Genomic DNA, 18,236 nt, shown 5'->3' on the forward strand with positions numbered 1-18,236 from the left:
AGCAGGACCGCCGTTGTACGAAGTGTCGTGTCCACCGCATGGCCCGCGATCACCCACAGTTAATCGCCGTAAACCATCTGCTATGTGAGCCACAGATCGCCGGCGTCCGGAGGAGGCCATTTCCTGGGCCACGCACTGCGTCGCGTGCCAGCGCGCGGAGCGGAACCGCCAAGGACGGCGGCTCAGAGCCGGAACATCAGCCGCCACACCGAGCAGCCCGGTCGGCTGTGGACGTAAAGGCCGTCGGAAATCTCCGCGGCGAGGTTCAGGCCCCATCCGCCGACCTCCGGCGTGGGTTCCGACTGATGGGGACGGTAGGTGCCACGGTCGGTGATCTCGCACGTCACGAACCCGTCGTCAGCCCACACGCGAAGGGTCCCCCCGTCGGGGGTGTACCGCAGGGTATTGGTCGCGATCTCGCTGACGGCCACCTCGAGAGCTGCTGCCCGCTGTGGTGTCAGCCCTCCAGCCGTCGCGGTTTCGCAGGCGATGCGCCGGATGCCGGCGAGGTCGTCCGCGGTGTCGAAGCGGGTGGTCGCCGTGTGTGCCGGTGGTGGTTTGAAGGGCTCAGCTACCTGCTGCATGGGCTCCTCCGGCCGTCCATACCAGCCGCCGGCCGTCCGCGCCGGCAACAGGGCCGGCATCGGCGGCCGCTGAAATTGCATAGCGGCGAGATCGCGTTCGAATGTTCTGTCAATCGCCTACCCAGCCGATGCCGGTGTCACGCGTACTATCACCGATCCATACGCTGCCGGCCGGTCGCCTCCTGTCGAGCAGACATGGCTCCGACACCATCGCCATGGACACCACCTACACCGGCAGCGGCCTCCGGCCGGCGGACGTGACCCTGCGACACGCGACCCTCACCGCCGGCAACACCACCTTCGGGGCCCCAGGCCGACATAAGCAGGCGTGACATCGGCTCCGCAGTGCGCCGTTCGCCCGTCGAACCTGGAGTCGATCGTCTCCCAGGTCGTGGTGCCAGGTGCCGTAGCCGTGGTCGATGTCCGACCCCGGCGGTGAAGGCACCGCCCTGCCGTGGCGTGATAATTTGGGCCGTGCGCCGATCAGGGTTCGTCGACAGGATTGACGGCTCGGGCTGCCACGATCACATCTGCTGGGTGTTCGACACACCTGAGGAATTCCGACAGCTGGCCGGGCGGTTCCTGAGCGAAGGGCTGGCCGCCGGCCAGCAGGTCCTCTATCTGGAGGACAGGGCTCGGGAAACTGAACTCGACCATGTCGACGGATTCGGGTCCGCACGTCGTCGCGGCGCTGCCGCCGTGCAGGACCTGGGAATTTACGAAGCCGAGCTGATGGCTGATCCTGCCGCGCCGGCACGGGCCTTCGTACGAGCGTGTGAACAGGCAGTCGCTGACGGCTACACGGGTCTGCGAGTGGCCGCTGATGTCACCTCTCTGGTGCGCGACCCCACGATGGCTGCGACCTTCGCGCGCTACGAGCATCTGGTCGACACGCACATGGCTCGGCACCCGCTGACCGGCATGTGCGGCTTTCACCGGGCCCGATTGAGCGCAACGACCATCGCCGAACTGGCCTGCCTGCATCCGCTGGCCAGTAGCGGATCGACTCCCCTGCGGCTGTTCTCATCCGACCAGGCCGACATCTCCGCGGTGCTGGCCGGTGAGGTCGACCTCGCCGGCCGCGACCTGCTGCGCTCGGCGCTGGCCCGGATCGACCTGCCACCCGTCGGCGGGGAAGTGATCATCGATGCGCGGGAACTCAGCTTCATCGACCATCAAGGGCTGCTCGAGTGCGTCGAGCACATCCGCGGCAGGGGCGCGGCGACGGTGCTGCACCTTGCCGCCGACAGCGCCACCCGGCTGCTGCTGAATCTGCTGCGCCTGCCCGACGTGCGGGTGGTGACGGCGTGAGATCAGGTGTGCCCGACGGGCATGTGGGCATCTTCCACGAGACCACGTTCTACGACTCCGACGAACAGTTCCTGTCAGTCGTGCTGCCGTTCCTGCGGCAAGGTGTCGCGGCAGGCGAACCGACGGTCTCGCTGTTCGCCGAGCACAACCAGCGGCTGCTACGCGATGCGATGGGCCCGGAAAGCGGCGTGGAGTTCGTCGACGGCGGCGGGCACCACCTGAGTCCGGCGGTGGCGATCCAGCGGCACCGACAGATCCTGGCAGGCTATGTGGCAGACGGCGCCACGCAGATCCGCATCGCCGGAGAGGTGCCGCATCCGGGCACCGGGGTCCCGTGGGAGTGGTGGGCACGCTACGAGGCCGCCGCAAACGACGTCTACAACGAGTATCCGATGTATGGGCTGTGCCCTTATGACCTGCGTATCACCCCCGAGCAGGTCATCGACCACGCCCGACGCACGCATACCCACTTCGTCACGGCCGAGGGCGTCCGCGAGCGTTGCGACACCTACCAGCGCCCCGCAGATTTCCTGGCCGATGCGGTGACGGCCTGGGTCGAGCCGCTGGAAGCCGAGCCGCCCTTGGTCGAGGTTGCCGACCCAGCACCTCACCAGGCCCGTCAGGCGGTCACCACCCTGCAATCACTGGCCCGGCTGTCCAGCGACGACTTGAACGGTCTGCTGCTGAGCACCAGCGAAGCGGTCACCAACGCGTTGGTGCACGGTCGGGCTCCGGTGCTGCTGCGGGCGTGGGCCGCGCCCGGCCGGATCGTGGTCACGGTCTCCGACCACGGGCCCGGCCCGGCCGACGTCGCGGCCGGACTGATGCCCGCAGCCGGTCCCGGCGGGCTCGGGCTGTGGCTGGCCCACCAGATGTGCGCGTACGTTTCGCTGCGCCGCAGCGCAGAAGGCTTCAGCATTCGTCTGGTAGCCGGCTCGCCTGACTGAATTCAGCGGACGTGTTCGGCGGCCGCGACCAGCACCGTCCCCACATCGAGGGCACCCGGGGCCGCAGGTGGTGCGGACCTGGACGGCGACTTCGCGATCGGGCACGCCGACGGGAACGTGCATTCCGCACCGCGCCGGATCGAGCGCCACCGGCCCGAACTGCCGGATGATCCGCTCGTGTCGTGCGGCAGCCGGCCTGCCGATGACCGCCTCGGCCACCGGCGTCGCTCCTACCGCCACCAGTTGCGCTCCGCTCGCGGCGCCCGCGGTGGCACCGGCGGTGCGCGAGGCGGCCAGGAACCCTGCCAGGCGCGGGTCAGTCAGGCCAGCGACCGGTCACCTGCTGAACCGCGGTGGCGCCACCACGGTCGATAGCCGCCTTCACCACACCGAAGATCGCGCCCTGCAGCGCCGCCGCGATCAGGATCTCCGGCCAGCCGAAGTCCTTGTCGGTGGCGCGGGGAGCCTCGTCGCGGTCGTCGATCAGCCGCCACACCCGTTTGAACACCACTGCCGCGACAGCGCCGGCGGCAACTCCCCCGACCATGCCGATCGGCTTGTACAGCAGCTTCTGACGGATCACGACGATTTCCTCCATGACAGGACCCGCCCCAGGCGGTGGCCACGGGGCGCCGAGCTTGCTGCGGTTCGGCGAGAGCCGACATGCTCAGCGTCATGCGGATACCCGAGCCGGGTCCGGTCAATCCCTGCTTGCACGCCGGTTTGCGGCCAGCCGCCCGCACGGGGTAGCGGCTGTGCCGGTCTGTCGCCGGCTCGCATCGCGCGGTCTGGCGGTTGGGTCGGCGGACGCCGAGGAGATGTCGGGCCGCCCAGCGCCCAGCGGTCGCGTGCGGGGGCCTGCAAAGATCGCGGCCCTGCCGTCAGGCACTGCGGCACTTGCCGTAGCCCGTGTGGGCACGCGTGCTGACGACGGCCGTACGGTGTTTCTTCATTGGCTATGTCGATGGGGCGGTATGTTCTCAGACGCCGTCGCACCATCGACGTCTGGTACGACGCGCCGGATCGGCTCGGACGCAGCGACGGCAGGCAGCCTGCGGGCTGCCTGCCGTCGCCGTGCCGGTGAGCGCGCCTGGCAGGCGCGCGGGAGGGCTAGCTGGTCTGAGCTGAGCGGCGTCCCAGCCACCAGACCACCACCACCGCGGCCGCGCCCAGTGCCCACGGGCCGGGGTTGGCCCGTACACGCCCAGCGAGGTCGCGGCCGGCTTCCTGCCATTGCTCGGCCGAGTTGGGCATCCGGTCGGCGACCGTCTGCGTGACCTCACGTGCTCGCTGCGCCATCAGCGCCGTGACCTCGCTCGCCTTGTCCATGCTCGCCGTGGCGACCGCGCCGGCCTCCGCACGGGAGGCTGAGGTCCTGTCGGCCATATTCTGCGCGGTGGTGGCGAGTTGCTGCTTGACGTCGTCGGTCCGGTCGACGAGTGTCTGACCGGCCGCGGCCGCGGCATCGACGGCCTGATCCGCGACGACCTGGATGGTGTTCTTCTCTGCCATCAGTCATTTCCTTCCAAAGCGTGTATGCCGGGCATATGCCCACAGTCGCCGGTCGTAACCACGCCGGCTGGTGCGGTGACTGGCCCGTCCGGCGCCCCGTTGTCGAGCTGCCGGCATGGCATATGCGCCGCAGAGCAGGCTGCAGACATGGCGCGGGGCCCGAACAGCAGTCCGGGCCCCGCGCCAAGCCTGTGTCAGACGGCGCTGCGGCCGCGGATGCCCGACAGCAGCGCGACGCCCCTGGCCCCTGGCGGACCTCGACAACTGGCGATGGTCGAAGTATCTTGCCGGTTCTGCAAGGCGCGGCTGAGCTGTCCTTCAGTCCACCGACGTCCAAGCGGCCATCGCCGACGCGTACGCCCTGCTCAACGAGGCTCTCGGCCAAGCCGCCGGTGTCGTTGACCCTGTGGCCCTGGCCGGAGCGCGTGCCACCTTGAGCGTGCGCACCGGGGCCGACCGCTGCGACCACGGATCGGGCCGGGCCGCCCGTCACTACACGACGGGCGGCCCGGGTGCACCGGGAAGGCCACTCTCAGCAGGGCAGCCTGTCGGAGCGAAGAGCATGGCTGCTGTCGTGGCCGTCCTCGAACTGACGCGGCACGTCGCTGGTGCCTGTCAGGGCCGGCGGGTCGATCTGGTTCATCGGTAGCCGGCAGCCACGATGCTCGCCTGAACCAGGTTCTCGGTCGCATCGGACGGGTAGCCCGCAACGATGGCACCCTCGTAGAAGGTGCCCGCGCTGTCGTTGGCGCCGCCGTCGGGCTTGCAGCAGTCCCCGCCACTGCCCAAGACGATGGCGCCCTGCTTTCGCATGGGGCTGTATCCGTTGGGAAGCGCACCGTCCCACAGCGTGTACAGGTTGCCGGACTGGGCGTTGCTGCCCTTGATCGCGAATCGCGACGTCCCGTTGTTCTTCAGCGTCGCCGTGACGAACTTGCTGGTGAACGCCTGCTGGTTCGGGTTCCACGTGCTGCTGCCGCCGGGGAACAGGCCCCATTCGAGGTCGGCCTGAACCCAGGGCCCGGAACCGGAGCAGCCGCCGAACCAGCAGCTCTTGCCGAAGTAGATGGCGTCCATGGCGCCGGCCGCGTCGGCCTTGCGGGTCGTCTCGCTGTTGCCGTAGTCGAAGCAGCACCCGCTGTTGACGTGCGTGCCGCTGGTGACCATGTACATGCCCTCCGGTGCGCTGCCCGTCGGCACACCGGTGAGGTGGCCGTCGCGCCAGTAGCTGTTGCCGGGGTTGATGTAGAGCGAGTAGGCCTTGCTGCCACCGACCGTCAGCGATTCGGTGGTCGCCACGGCCGGCTTGCTCTGCGGTGAGCCCGGGACCACGCTGGAACCCTGGTACCACAGGTCGTTGCCGCGCCCGGACTGGTCGAACAGGACCGTGATCACACAGGTGGTGTTCACGCAGAACGAGTCCTGGGCCGACGCGTTGGCGACACCGCCGGCAGCCAGCACGCCTATGTTGCGCGTGGTGTTGTCCGACGCGCGCCTGACCTGGTACAGGTTGCCGTTGTAGGCCCGGTAGAGGGCGCGCGTGGTGCTGTGCGCCGCGATGCAGGGCGTGCCGCCCGCGCCGTAGATGTCGCAGGGGCCCGAGCCGGGTGGAGGTGGGGAGGTGCTGGCCGTCGGCGTGGGTGAAGGTCCGCCGGCCTGCGTCCACTGCTGGTTCGAGCCGCCGTGGCAGGCCCAGAGGTTCACCTTGGTGCCGTTGGCGGTCGCCGCCCCGACGGCGTCGAGGCACAGCCCTGACTGCACCCCGGTGATGGTGCCGTTGGTGTTGACGTTCCACTGCTGGTTGCTCTGCCCGTTGCAGTCCCAGATGATGGCCGCCGTGCCGTTGGCCGTGCCCCGGCCTGAGGCGTCGAGGCACTTGTTGCCGTAGACCATCAGCTGGCCGGCCGCGGTGTAGGTCCAGGTCTGGCTGGGGGTGCCGGTGCAGTCCCACAGCTGGGTCTGCGCGCCGTTGGCGGTGCTGAAGTTCGGCACCTCCAGGCAGCGGCCGGACTGCCCGCCCACGATCCGGGTAGGCGTGCCGACCGTCGCGGCGAGCGCCACCCCGGACTGCACTGCCACGGCCACCCCGGCGAAGGCCAGGGTCACCACGGACATGGCGACGGCCGCCAGCCGGGTGCGGCGACGTTTCGCGAGTTCCATCGGATTGCTCCCTTCGCGGGTCACGGCAGGATCCACTTCTGGTTGGCGCCGCCGTGGCAGGTCCACAGGTGCACGGCCTGGCCGTCGGCCGAGCTGTTGGCGGACACGTCCAGGCACTTGCCGGACTGCGGGTTGCGCAGCGACCCGTCGGACTGCGCCGCCCAGTTCTGCGCCGCACCACCGGTACACGTCCACAGCTGGATCTTCGTGCCGTCCGCCGAACCACCGCCGCTGACGTCCAGGCACTTGCCCAACGCCTTGATCGTCTGGCCGGAGCCCGTCGTCCACGCCTGCGAGGCGCCGCCGTTGCAGGTGTAGAGCTGGATCTGCGTGCCGTCGGTGCTCGCGCCGCCGCGCACGTCCAGGCACTTGCCGGCCAGCCCCTTGATCGGGCCGGTGCGGGTGGTGGGGGTGCTGCCCTTCACCAGGACGAACTCGTCGACGTCGAAGAGGAAGCCGCTGTTGCCGGTGAACGTCAGGTACACGTTCTGGGTGCTCGACGGCACGCCCGACAGGCTCGTGGTGACGTTCTGGAAGTTCGTCCAGCTGCCGGTGTTGGGCACCGTGACGGTGCCGAGCACCGGCCCGGTGACCGAGCCGGTCCGGACCTGGATCGCACCGCCGGCACCGGCCGACGCCACCCTGGCCCGCAACGACGTGGTCCCGGTCAGGTCGAGGCCGTTGTAGGCCGCCCAGTCGCCCGATTCGATGTTGCCCAGCACCTGGCCGCCGTTCGCACCCGACTTGGCCAGCGCCGAGACTCCGCCGGCTGAGGAGAACGCCTCGGCCTGGCGGGTGATGTCGCCCGTGGGCGGGGTGCCGCCCAGGTCCTTGATCCTGATGTTGCGGAAGGAGACGTCGTCGCCGGCGCCGTGGTTCTGGATGCCGATGTAGCCGGCCATCGACCGCGCCGTGTTCGTGTTGGTGTAGTCGTTGATCTTCGAGCCGTTCAGGAACACCTGGAGCCGCTCACCTTCGACGAGCAGTTCGAAGGTGTTCCACTCCCCCGGCGGGTTCAGCGCGGCGTCGCGGGCGGTGATGTCGGCGGATTTGAGCGCGTAGACCGCCCCGGTGGTCCGGTCGGCGGAGTCGGTGGCGTCGATCTGGACCTCGTAGCCGTTGTCCAGCGCACCCTGCGCGGTGCTGCCCGCCGGCCAGCCGATGACCACGCCGGAGTTGTCGTCGTCGACCATCCGCCAGTCGAGCTTCAGCGAGTAGTTGACGTACTCCCGGGCGCTGTAGCCGAGCATGCCCATGCCGCCGGACGAGGTGAGCGTGGCGTCGCTGTTGCTGAAGCTGCCCGGCCCGGTCTGCGACCAGCCCGAGGTCGAGCCGTTGTAGAGGGCGGTGTAGCCGGTCTCCGGGCGGCAGTCGGCCTTGGCTCGGCCCGCGGCGTACCGGATGCCGCCGAGCAGGTGGCTGCGGAACGCCGTTTCGGAGTACGCCGACTGCGAGTGCCCGCCGCCGGTGTAGAAGGCCCGGCCGCCGCTGTAGGTCTTGCACCAGGCGTGCGGGTGGTCGGCGCCCATCCCGCCGCCGGAGTACGAGGACTCGTCGACGGTGGCCAGCACGCGCGCGGTGGAGCGGGCGTTGGTCTGGTAGTTGTACCACTCCTCGGTGCGCGTCCAGGTCTGCGGCAGGTGGGCGGTGGCCGGGTGGGCCCGGTTCTCGACCTTGATGTTGGCCTGCTGGATGGCGGGGTGGGAGGCGAAGTAGGCCCCGACCAGGTTGCCGTAGAAGGGCCAGCTGTACTCGGTGTCGGCGGCGGCGTGCACGCCGACGTAGCCGCCGCCGGCTCCGATGTAGGACTCGAAGGCGGTCTGCTGGCTGGCGTTGAGCACGTCACCGGTGGTGTTGAGGAATACGACCGCCTCGTACTGGGCGAGATTGCCGGTGGTGAACGCGGCGGCGTCCTCGGTCGCGGTGACGGTGAAGCTGTTGGCCGCGCCCAGGGACTGGATCGCCTGAATGCCGGCGGCGATGGAGTCGTGCCGGAACGCGGCCGTCTTGGAGAAGACCAGCACGTCGTACGGGGAGTCGGCGGCGCCGGCCGGGCTGGCCGGCACGGTGGCGGCCAGCGCGGCGAGCACGGCCGTGGCCGCGCCGAGGGCGGGCCGTATGAGTCTGCGCATGTGGGGCTCCTAAGGGATTGCGGGATGGACGCGGGGCCCCTCGCCGAGTACGTCGGCGAGGGGCCCTGTCACGTCAGGGCAGGGTCCACTTCTGGTTGGCGCCGCCGTGGCAGGTCCACAGGTGCACGGCCTGGCCGTCGGTCGAGCTGTTGTTGGACACGTCCAGGCACTTGCCGGACTGCGGGTTGCGCAGGGACCCGTCGGACTGCGCCGCCCAGTTCTGCGCCGCACCGCCGTTGCAGGTCCACAGCTGGATCTTCGTGCCGTCGGCCGTGCCGTTGCCGTTGACGTCCAGGCACTTGCCCAACGCCTTGATCGTCTGGCCGGAGCCCGTCGTCCACGCCTGCGAGCTGCCGCCGTTGCAGGTGTAGAGCTGGATCTGCGTGCCGTCGGTGCTCGCGCCGCCGCGCACGTCCAGGCACTTGCCGGCCAGCCCCTTGATCGGGCCGGTCCGTTCGGTGCCGCCGGTGGTGGTGCTCAGGGTGAACGAGTCGAGGTCGTACAGGAAGCCGGTCCCGGAGCCTGCGAAGGTGAGGTACAGGGTGGTGGTGCCGGCCGGCGGACTGGCGATGGAGCCGGTGACCGTGGCGAAGGTGTCCCATGATCCGGTGACCGGAACGCTCGCCGAGCCGAGCACGGTGCCGGTGGCCGAGCCGGCACGGATCTGCAGGGTGCCGCCGGCGCCCGCCGAGGAGACCCGGGCGGTGAACGAGGTCACGTTGCCGATCCGGTACGGGTCGAACGCGATCCAGTCACCGTTGTGGATGTCGCCGACGGTCTTGCCGCCCTCGGCGGCGGTCTTGACGAAGGTGGCGATCCCCGACGAGGTCTTGAAGTGTTCGGCCTGCCGCCGGCGCGGCTGCAGGATGTGCTGGGTGTGGGTGGTCAGGCCGCCGGCGTCGGTGTACTCGGCGTCGAAGACCCCGAAGATGTTGGCCGCGTCGTCGTGCTCGCCGTCGACGGGGACCGCGATCGAGCCGCTGCACCCGCTCTGCGAGGTGATCTGGTGGCCGTGGCTGTCGTGGCCGAGCACGTAGGTCATCTTGACCTTGGTGCAGTCGATCGTGCCGTCCTCCGGGTCGGTCGCGGTGATGCTGAACGGCACGGTGTCACCGAAGCTGAACAGCTGCCCGTTGGCCGGGGTGCTGATGGTCACCGTCGGCGCGGTGTTGCCGACGCCGATCTGCACGCCGGCCGATCCGGTGGCTCCCTGGGAGTCGCGGACCGTCAGCGTGGCGGTGTACGCGCCGTTGGCGGTGTAGGTCTTGACCGGGTTGGCCGCCGTCGACGTCGTGCCGTCGCCGAATGTCCACGAGTAGGTGATCGAGCCCCCCTCGGGATCGGAGGATCCGGCGGAGGAGAACGTCACCGTCAGCGGGGCCACCCCGGAGGTCCGGTCGGCCCTGGCCACGGCGGTCGGCGCACGGTTGCCGCTGCCGACGTAGTCATAGCGGTACAGGGCCGAGTTGGCGTCGCCGTTGTAGTAGCCGGTGCCGTAGTCCAGCACGTACAGCGCGCCGTCGGGTCCGAACGCCATGTCCATGACCTGCTTGCCGTTCCACGGGAACGACTCGATGGCGCCCCGGGTGCCGTCGGAGTTGACGTGGATCGGCTTGACCCAGCTGCGGCCGAACTCGCCGGCGAAGAACTGCCCGTCGAAGCCCTGCGGGAACTTCGTGGTGGAGTTCAGCGCGGCGTCGTAGCGGTAGACGGGTCCGCCCATCGGCGACTCCGAGCCGCTGCCGAACTCCGACGGGCTGCCGGCGTCGCCGGCGTAGCGGATCCAGGCCGTCTTCGCGGCCGGCAGGGTGGGCAGGCCGGTGTTGCGGAACGAGTTGTTGGTCGGTCCACCCGAGCAGTTGTACTTCGAGCCGGCCGTGTTGCTCGCGAAGTCCCACTCGGCGTAGGTCTCGCTGGAGGTGTTGGTGCCGGTGCAGTAGGGCCAGCCGTAGTTGCCCGGCCCGGTCACCCGGTCGAACTCGACCTGCCCGCTGGGTCCCCGGCTGGTGGTGGAGCCGGAGTCGGGGCCGTACTCGCCGACGTACACCACGCCGGTGGCCTTGTCCACACCGATCCGGAACGGGTTGCGGAAACCCATCGCGTAGATCTCGGGGCGGGTCCGGTTGTCGGAGTCGACGAACATGTTGCCGTCGGGGATCGAGTACGAACCGTTGGCGTTCACCTTGATCCGCAGGATCTTGCCGCGCAGGTCGTTGGTGTTGGCCGCGGAACGCTGGGCGTCGAAGGCGGGGTTGCGGTTGGTCCGCTCGTCCAGGGGCGAGAAGCCCGCCGACTCGAACGGGTTGCTGTCGTCGCCGGTCGACAGGTAGAGGTTGCCCGCGGCGTCGAAGTCGATGTCGCCACCGGTGTGGCAGCAGATGCCCCGGTCGGCGGCGACGTCGAGGATGTCGACCTTGCTCGACTGGTTGACGGTGAAGTCTGAGTTCAAGGTGAACCGGGAGAGCCGGTTGACCCCCTGCCACGCCGACCAGTTGGTGCCGGTGGTCGGGGCGTCACCGCCGGGGGTGGACAGCGGCGGAGCGTAGTAGAGGAAGATGTGCCGGTTGGTGGCGAAGTTCGGGTCGACTCCGACGCCGTGCAGGCCTTCCTCGTCGTGCGTGTAGACCGGGATGGTGCCGACCACCGCCGTGTTGCCGGCTGCGTCGGTGCGGCGCAGTGTGCCGTTGCGCGCGGTGTGCAGGACCGACCGGTCCGGCAGCACGGCCAGCGTCATCGGCTCGCCCGTCTCGGAGACACCCTTGGCCAGCGTGACCTGCTGGAAGTCGGAACTGACGATGGGATGCGCCGCGACGGGCGTAGGACCTCCGAGCGGAGCGGGGCCTGCGGCGAACGCGGCCGCGACGGCCAGCGTCAGTGCCGATCCGGTGGATGCCAGGCGTCTGAAGCGATGGGGGTGCGGTCTGTCCGTCATGGACGTGTGGTCCCTTCGTGGCAGGTGAGGACCGGGCCTGGGCGCGCGCCGACGCGCCCGTCACCGGAGCGGGGGTGCTGCCTGCCGGTTGCCGCGCCCGGCAGGCGGCGGCCTCTGACGGCGCGAAACGACCATCAGAGATCGCCAGTCGATGTGGTCCCGCGCCGCCGGTTCACCTCGACGAAACTTTTGCCGATCTCGCCGGTTCCCTGTGTCGCACGCCGAAGATGGCGGCCCGCCGTCGGTTTCGACGCGGTGTCAGGGAGTCGGCTCGGTCGATGTTATCGGTAACACATCGGTTGTCAACCCGCGCACATTCGCCGACTTCTCGCAGTTCGCGGCGCTGGGCGGCAAGAGTCCAGCTGACCAGCGCACGCACGAAACATTTTCGTCACGTATTGACGGGCAGCCTGTTATCGGTAACATCCGCGCGCACTCGACCGGCGAGCCGGGCTCGGGACAAAATCTTGACGTCTGACGTCACATCTCCTAATCTCGACATTACACATCGACAATTGTCGCTTCCAGCGCCGCGACGAACAGGCCCGCCGCAGGTCTGTCAACCGCCCGAGCGAGGACCAGGTCTGACCTGGACGGTGCGATATTGCTATGACGTCATACATGTGATGTGATGCGGGCCATCGGTTTCGTCGACGTTTCCACCTGATGACGTCGCACCGACACCTGCTGTGCCACCGCCGGCAGCTCTCCTCCCGGAAGGAATCCATCGTGGCTTCTCCCCACAGCCGCGCACATCCACCAACCACCCGCCGCCGCGCACTGCTGTCCCGCTACGCCGTCGCAGTGCTCCTGGCCGGGTCCGCCCTCTTCGCGACGCCCGCCCAGGCCGCGGTCATGACGACCGTCTACGTCTCCCCCACCGGCAGCGGCACGGCATGCTCGTCGGCCCAGCCGTGCGCACTGACCCAGGCCCAGACGACGGTGCGCGCGCTCGCACCCACGATGACCGGCGACATCGTCGTGCAGCTCGCGGGCGGCACCTACGCCCTGACCGCACCGCTCACGTTCACCGCTGCAGACTCAGGGACCAACGGCTACACCGTGTACTGGCAGGCCGCGTCCGGGGCGCTGCCGGTCATCTCCGGCGGGCAGCGGATCACCGGCTGGACGCAGGTGGACGCCACGGCCAACATCTGGCGCGCCGCCGCGAGCTCCGGCTTCGACACCCGCCAGCTCTACGTCAACGGCCGCCTCGCCACCAGGGCGCGCACCCAGCTCAACCGCAGCGACTTCACGTTCACGACCAGCGGCATGACGTTCACCAGCAGCGCGCTGTCCTACCTGAACAACGTTTCCGGCGAGGGCCGCATCGAGCTGGAGTCGGTCAACTCCTTCACCGACCGCTACGTGCCGGTGCAGTCGATCAACAACAACGCCATCACCATGGAACAGCCCGCCTGGAACAACAACACCTGGGGCTACGACACGCTCAGCCGCCCCTTCCACTCGGGGCCGGTGTACCTGGCCAACGCGCGGGAGTTCCTCGACGCCGCCGGTGAGTGGTTCCTGGACACCGCCGCCGGCCAGCTGTACTACAAGCCGCTGAGCGGCGAGAACATGGCCACGGCCGACGTGCAGCTGCCGCGCCTGGAGTCGCTGCTGCGGGTCGGCGGCAGCTACGCCACCCCCGCCCACCACCTCGCCTTCTCCGGGCTGCAGTTCTCCCACACCAGCTGGCTGCAGCCCAACAGCAGCCAGGGCTACGCCGATCAGCAGACCGGCGCGTACATCTACGGCGACTGGTCGCGCTCGTCGGACTGGCTCAACTCGTGCCAGTCGGGCTGCCCGGCCTTCGAGGCCGCCCGGCCGCACTGGCGGCAGATGCCCGCCGCCGTGCAGGTGTCGGCCGCCAACGCCGTCAGGTTCACCGGCAACCGCTTCACCAATCTCGGCCAGGTCGCCCTCGGCATCGGCATGGACGCCAACGCCCACGCCACCGGCGTCGGGCTCGGCGCGCGTGACGTCGACGTCATCGGCAACACCTTCGAGCAGCTCGCGGCCGGTGCGGTCATCGCCGGCGGGGTGCAGGCCGACGCCCACCACCCCAGCGACACCCGGATGATCAACAGCGACATCGTGTACAGCAACAACGTCGTGCACGACGTCGCCATCGACTACCGCAGCCACGTCGGGCTGCTGATGACGTACACGGCCGACTCGGCGATCGCCAACAACGAGGTGTACAACCTGCCCTACACCGGCATCGCGATCGGCTACGGCTGGGGCGCCAACGACGCGGGCGGCGCGCAGGACTACGTCGACCGCGGCCTGTACAACTACCAGCCGAAGTACACCACCGCGACCATCGCGAAGAACTACCGCGTGCAGGCCAACCACGTGCACGACGTGATGCGCCAGATGACCGACGGCGCGGCGTTCTACAGCCTGTCCGCGCTGCCCGGCACGACCGTGAACCAGAACTGGTTCCGCAACACCAACGGCTGGCTCGGCCTGTACTTCGACGAGGGGTCGCGGTACCTGTCCGCCTCGAACAACGTCTTCGACAACATCGGCCAGTGGGCGTACGGGCAGCACTGGGCCAACAACAACACCGGCAACCTGACGCTGACCAACAACTGGACGACCAGCAGCAACACCAACGTCACGAGCGGTTCCCGCGGCAACGTCAACACGGGCACGGTCGTGGTCAGCGGCGGCAACTGGCCCGCGGCGGCCAGGACGGTCATGGCCGCCGCGGGCGTCCAGTCCGGCACGTCGCAGACGGTCAGCATCGTCGGCACGCCGTCGGGCCGCTGTATCGATGTGCCCAACGGCACCACCGCCAACGGCACCCAGGTGAACCTGTGGGACTGCTCCGGCGCCGCCCAGCAGCGCTGGACCTACACCGCGAGCAAGCAGCTGACGGTGTACGGCAACAAGTGCCTGGACGCCACCGGGCAGGGCACCGCCAACGGCACCCGCCTGGTCATCTGGGACTGCAACGGCCAGGCCAACCAGCAGTTCAACGTCAACGCCAACGGCACCATCACGGGGGTGCAGTCGGGCCTGTGCGTGGACGCCAGCGGCTACGGCACCGCCAACGGCACCCTGCTGCACCTGTGGGCGTGCCACGGCGGCACGAACCAGCAGTGGACCCTGCGCAGCTGAGCGTAGACCGCTGTCCTCGGGGGGATGGCGACCGGCGAACCCGCCGGCCGCCATCCCCCGGACCGTCTCAGATGCCGGCGGCCTGCCAAAGGCTGTCGGGCGCGTACGCCCGGATGCCGTCGACGGCCGCTGCCACCTGCTCCGCCGACCGCATGCCGGCCACCACGGTGGCCACGGCCGGATGGCGCAGCGGGAACTGCAGCGCGGCGGCGGGCAGTGGCACGCCGTGCGCCTGGCAGGTCCGCGCCAGGTGGCGGGCGTGCTGGAGCACCTCGTCGGGGGCGGCGCCGTAGTCGTAGTTCGCGCCGTCCGGCGGCCACGGCCGCGCCAGGATGCCCGAATTGAACGGCGCCGCGCTGACGACGGCCACACCGCGCCCGGCGCACTCGTCCAGCAGCTGCTCGCCGGACCGGTCTAGCAGCGTGTAGCGGCCGGCCAGCATCACCACGTCGAGGTCGGTCTCCCGGACCATGCGCAGGGGCGCCTGCCACTGGTTCATGCCCACCCCGACCGCGCCGATCACCCCCTGCTCGCGCAGGGTGATCAGCGCCGGGACGGCGCTGCGGATGGCGTCGTCGACGGCGTGGTCGGGGTCGTGGACGTAGACGATGTCGACCCGGTCGACGCCGAGCCGGACCAGGCTCTCCTCCAGGCTGCGGCGTACCCCGTCGGCGGTGAAGTCCCAGACCCGCACCAAATCGTCGGGCACGTCGAAGCCACCGGCCGCGAGGTCGGAGCCGGTCGGTGCGGGATGGGGGCGCAGCAGGCGACCCACCTTGGTGGACAGCACGTACTCGTCCCGGGGGCGGCCGCGCAGGGCCTCGCCGAGCCGCCGCTCCGACAGGCCAAGCCCGTAGTGGGGAGCGGTGTCGAACAGCCGGATCCCCGCCGCCCAGGCCGCGTCGACGGCTTGTGCGGCGTCGCGGTCGGGCCGGGCGTAGCCGAGGTTGCCGATGCCGCCGGCGCCGAACCCCAGCACGGTCACGTCGAGTCCGGTGCGGCCCAGCGGCCGGGTGGTCATGCGGTGGGCTGGCGGCGTCACGGCGGCTCCTCATGGTCGGTCGGTGCGATCAGAATCCCGGCGAAACGCGGCGCTGCGCCGTCTACGGCAGCTGCCAGACCAGCGGCAGCGGACCGCGCTGGGAGACGGACATGTCCAGCAGCGGGTGGATGACCTCGTGCCAGCGGGCGGTGAGCTCCAGCCGCGCCATCGACGTCTCCATGTCCGCCCAGTCGTCGCACACCACGGTGTGGAACAGGTCGAGCCCGTCGCGCCAGATGTGCCACGAGTGGACCCCACTGTCGCGCAGCGCCTGCTCGTGCTCGGGCGACAGCACCGCATGGATACGGTCGTAGTCTGCCTCCCGGCCGGGCTTGAGCCTCGTGTGCAATCCGATCACCTGCATCGGGTGCTCCTTCGGGGGTGAGGGTTCGAGGTGGGCGGCATCGGCCCGGCCGAAGCCGGCGTTCCCGCAGGACGGGTCAACGGCCCAGCCAGCCGCCGTCGACAGGCACGAGTGTGCCGTGCACGTAGTCGGAGGCGGCCGAGGCGAGGAAGACGGCCACGCCGCCGAGATCGGCAGGGGCGCCCCACCGTCCTGCCGGGATACGGTCGACGATGGCGGCGTTGCGCTGGGGATCGTCACGCAGGGCCTGGTTGTTGTCGGTGGCGATGTAGCCGGGCACGATGGCGTTCACGTTGACCCCCCGGGCCGCCCACTCGTTGGCCAGTGCCCTGGTCAGCCCGGCGATGCCGGACTTCGCCGCGGCGTATCCCGGCACGGTGATCCCGCCCTGGAAGCTGAGCAGCGACGCCGTGAAAATGATCTTTCCGGAGTGCCGGGCCAGCATCTCCCGGCCGACTTCGCGGGCGAGGATGAACGGTGCGGTGAGGTCGACTGCCAGGACGTGGTCCCAGTCCTCGTCGCTGTGCTCGGCAGCCGGCGCCCGCGCGATGGTGCCGGCATTGTTGACCAGTACGTCGACCGGACGGGGCCCGGAGGTCAACTCCGCGGCCAGCGCCGCGACGGCCTCGCGGCCGGCGAGGTCGACGGCGCGGACCTCGCAGTGCCGGCCGTGGGCCGTCACCCGCCGGGCGACCTCGCTGCCTTCCGGCTCCAGGTGGGCGCTCACGGCGATGATGTCGGCCCCGGCGGCGGCGAGCGCGTCGGCGATGGCCAGGCCGATGCCGCGGCGCGCCCCGGTGACCACGGCGAGCTTGCCGGTCAGGTCGAACATCGCGGCGGTCATCGCGGGCCCGCGCAGTCGAGCAGAACCTTCATCACACCAGCTCCCGACTCCAGCGCGGCGAATGCGGCACCGACCCGGTGCAGCGGTTCCACCGTGGTGATCAGATCGGCGGCGGGGATCTGGCCGGAGGCGACCATCGCCACCGCCGTCACCATGTCGTCGGCGCTGTAGAGCCGTGCGCCGAGCATCGTGAGTTCGCGCCAGAAGAAGCGGTGCAGGTCGACCTCACGCGGCGCGGCGTGGATCGCCACCATGACGAGGCGCCCGCGCGGCGCCAGGCAGTCCACGGCCGTGGTGACCGCCGCTGCCGCTCCGGACACCTCGAAGGCCACCGCGGCGCCGTCGCCACCGGTCCGGTCGTGCACCACCGCGGTCACGTCGACGCCGACCGGATCCGCGGTGGCGAAACCGAGCCGCTCGGCCACCGCCCGCCGCTGCGGGTTCGGTTCCACGATCAGGACCTGGGCTCCGGCGTGCCGGGCGACCACGGCGATCAGCAGTCCGACCGGGCCGCCGCCGACCACGACGGCGTGCTCGCCGCTGGTCAGGGCGCTGCGTCGCACGTCGTGCACGGCCACCGCGGTCGGCTCGACGAGCGCGCCGTGCGCGAGGTCGAGTTCTGCCGGCAGGCGCACCAGTGCCCGCGCGGGCACGTTCCAGCGCTGCTGCATGGAGCCCGCGCTGTCGATGCCGATGAAGGTCAGCCGGGGGCACACGTGTCCGTGTCCGGCGCGGCAGGTCGTGCATTCGCCGCAGGGCAGTACAGGAAGGACGGTGACGGGGTCGCCGGGAGTCCAGCCGTCCACCCCGTCGCCGAGGTCGGCCACCGTGCCCGACATCTCGTGTCCGATCACGGCCGGGACGGCGACCCGATGGTCCATGTCGCCGTGCAGGATGTGCAGGTCGGTGCCGCAGATCCCGGTGAAGGCGACGTCGATCCGCACCTGCCCCGCGGCAGGCGGCGTCTCCGGCACGTCGACGACGCTCAGGCGTCCGTCGCCGTGGTAGACGGCTTGGCGCATGTTCTTCCTTCCCTGGTGCGGCTCTGCTGCCGTGCGTGTGCCGCGTTGGTTCGACCGTGGGACGTGTGGCGAGGGCCGACATCGCGCCGTCGACAGCGGCCCTCGCACAGCGCCGAAGCTGGCGGCCTCGACAGCTCAGATATGACATCATATGTTTAACGGGATGACAACGGGTCGCCAGCGACCGCCCGAGCCACCCAGGCCGGTCCCACTCCACATCGACCCGGCATCACGACCCCTTTCACCCTCACCGACGG

General features: G+C 69.9%; 13 protein-coding genes. 3 read left to right on the forward strand and 10 right to left on the reverse strand.

Annotated elements, in window-relative coordinates:
- Nucleotides 1-182: 182 nt before the first annotated feature.
- Nucleotides 183-584, reverse strand: a complete 402-nt coding sequence (locus tag F6W97_RS13730) for an ATP-binding protein (RefSeq protein WP_196279128.1) — start codon at nt 582-584, stop codon at nt 183-185.
- A gap of 474 nt (nt 585-1,058) precedes the next feature.
- On the opposite strand from F6W97_RS13730, the gene F6W97_RS13735 reads away from it, so the two are divergent.
- Nucleotides 1,059-1,895: an MEDS domain-containing protein gene (locus F6W97_RS13735; protein WP_196279129.1), complete on the forward strand. Its 837-nt coding sequence runs from the start codon at nt 1,059-1,061 to the stop codon at nt 1,893-1,895.
- Nucleotides 1,892-2,842, forward strand: a complete 951-nt coding sequence (locus F6W97_RS13740; RefSeq protein WP_155370696.1) for a sensor histidine kinase — start codon at nt 1,892-1,894, stop codon at nt 2,840-2,842. Before F6W97_RS13735 ends, F6W97_RS13740 begins: the two co-directional genes overlap by 4 nt.
- A 316-nt stretch (nt 2,843-3,158) precedes the next feature.
- Here F6W97_RS13740 and F6W97_RS13745 read toward each other — a convergent pair whose 3' ends face one another.
- The 5 genes from F6W97_RS13745 to F6W97_RS13765 all read right to left on the reverse strand — a co-directional run bounded on the left by F6W97_RS13745 (nt 3,159) and on the right by F6W97_RS13765 (nt 11,578).
- On the reverse strand, nt 3,159-3,440 hold the full coding sequence (locus F6W97_RS13745; protein WP_196279130.1) for a DUF4235 domain-containing protein: 282 nt from the start codon (nt 3,438-3,440) through the stop codon (nt 3,159-3,161).
- Nucleotides 3,441-3,952: 512 nt separating this feature from the next.
- Nucleotides 3,953-4,354: a hypothetical protein gene (locus F6W97_RS13750; RefSeq protein WP_155370697.1), complete on the reverse strand. Its 402-nt coding sequence runs from the start codon at nt 4,352-4,354 to the stop codon at nt 3,953-3,955.
- A 639-nt stretch (nt 4,355-4,993) separates the two neighbouring features.
- A complete protein-coding gene (locus F6W97_RS13755; protein ID WP_230686660.1) occupies nt 4,994-6,514 on the reverse strand; it encodes an arabinofuranosidase catalytic domain-containing protein in 1,521 nt (506 codons plus the stop codon).
- Between the two features lie 20 nt (nt 6,515-6,534).
- On the reverse strand, nt 6,535-8,646 hold the full coding sequence (locus F6W97_RS13760; protein ID WP_155370698.1) for a ThuA domain-containing protein: 2,112 nt from the start codon (nt 8,644-8,646) through the stop codon (nt 6,535-6,537).
- 73 nt (nt 8,647-8,719) lie between these two features.
- The gene (locus tag F6W97_RS13765) at nt 8,720-11,578 is read right to left on the reverse strand and encodes a PQQ-dependent sugar dehydrogenase (RefSeq protein ID WP_155370699.1); all 2,859 of its coding nucleotides are present in this window, start codon (nt 11,576-11,578) and stop codon (nt 8,720-8,722) included.
- Nucleotides 11,579-12,307: 729 nt separating this feature from the next.
- On the opposite strand from F6W97_RS13765, the gene F6W97_RS13770 reads away from it, so the two are divergent.
- A complete protein-coding gene (locus F6W97_RS13770; RefSeq protein ID WP_230686661.1) occupies nt 12,308-14,707 on the forward strand; it encodes an RICIN domain-containing protein in 2,400 nt (799 codons plus the stop codon).
- Between the two features lie 67 nt (nt 14,708-14,774).
- Here F6W97_RS13770 and F6W97_RS13775 read toward each other — a convergent pair whose 3' ends face one another.
- The 4 genes from F6W97_RS13775 to F6W97_RS13790 all read right to left on the reverse strand — a co-directional run bounded on the left by F6W97_RS13775 (nt 14,775) and on the right by F6W97_RS13790 (nt 17,979).
- The gene (locus F6W97_RS13775) at nt 14,775-15,749 is read right to left on the reverse strand and encodes an aldo/keto reductase (RefSeq protein WP_230686662.1); all 975 of its coding nucleotides are present in this window, start codon (nt 15,747-15,749) and stop codon (nt 14,775-14,777) included.
- A gap of 61 nt (nt 15,750-15,810) precedes the next feature.
- Nucleotides 15,811-16,113 carry an L-rhamnose mutarotase gene (locus tag F6W97_RS13780; RefSeq protein WP_155370701.1) on the reverse strand — a complete coding sequence of 101 codons (303 nt, stop codon included), beginning with the start codon at nt 16,111-16,113 and terminating at the stop codon, nt 15,811-15,813.
- A 76-nt stretch (nt 16,114-16,189) separates the two neighbouring features.
- Nucleotides 16,190-16,957, reverse strand: coding sequence for an SDR family oxidoreductase (locus F6W97_RS13785; protein ID WP_155370702.1), 768 nt, complete (start codon nt 16,955-16,957; stop codon nt 16,190-16,192).
- Entirely contained in the window at nt 16,954-17,979 is a 1,026-nt protein-coding gene (locus F6W97_RS13790; protein ID WP_155370703.1) for a zinc-dependent alcohol dehydrogenase, read from the reverse strand. The genes F6W97_RS13785 and F6W97_RS13790 overlap by 4 nt, the downstream gene beginning before the upstream one ends.
- Nucleotides 17,980-18,236: the final 257 nt, after the last annotated feature.

This window comes from Catellatospora vulcania (assembly GCF_009720385.1).
GTDB classification, from domain to species: Bacteria; Actinomycetota; Actinomycetes; order Mycobacteriales; family Micromonosporaceae; genus Catellatospora; species Catellatospora vulcania.

Excerpts from the sequence above, each read along its gene's own strand:
- F6W97_RS13730 (WP_196279128.1), bottom strand. The coding sequence starts at position 584 with ATGCAGCAGGTAGCTGAGCCCTTCAAACCACCACCGGCACACACGGCG.
- F6W97_RS13780 (WP_155370701.1), bottom strand. The coding sequence starts at position 16,113 with ATGCAGGTGATCGGATTGCACACGAGGCTCAAGCCCGGCCGGGAGGCA.
- F6W97_RS13745 (WP_196279130.1), bottom strand. The coding sequence starts at position 3,440 with ATGGAGGAAATCGTCGTGATCCGTCAGAAGCTGCTGTACAAGCCGATC.
- F6W97_RS13750 (WP_155370697.1), bottom strand. The coding sequence starts at position 4,354 with ATGGCAGAGAAGAACACCATCCAGGTCGTCGCGGATCAGGCCGTCGAT.
- F6W97_RS13760 (WP_155370698.1), bottom strand. The coding sequence starts at position 8,646 with ATGCGCAGACTCATACGGCCCGCCCTCGGCGCGGCCACGGCCGTGCTC.
- F6W97_RS13790 (WP_155370703.1), bottom strand. The coding sequence starts at position 17,979 with ATGCGCCAAGCCGTCTACCACGGCGACGGACGCCTGAGCGTCGTCGAC.
- F6W97_RS13785 (WP_155370702.1), bottom strand. The coding sequence starts at position 16,957 with ATGACCGCCGCGATGTTCGACCTGACCGGCAAGCTCGCCGTGGTCACC.
- F6W97_RS13765 (WP_155370699.1), bottom strand. The coding sequence starts at position 11,578 with ATGACGGACAGACCGCACCCCCATCGCTTCAGACGCCTGGCATCCACC.
- F6W97_RS13755 (WP_230686660.1), bottom strand. The coding sequence starts at position 6,514 with ATGGAACTCGCGAAACGTCGCCGCACCCGGCTGGCGGCCGTCGCCATG.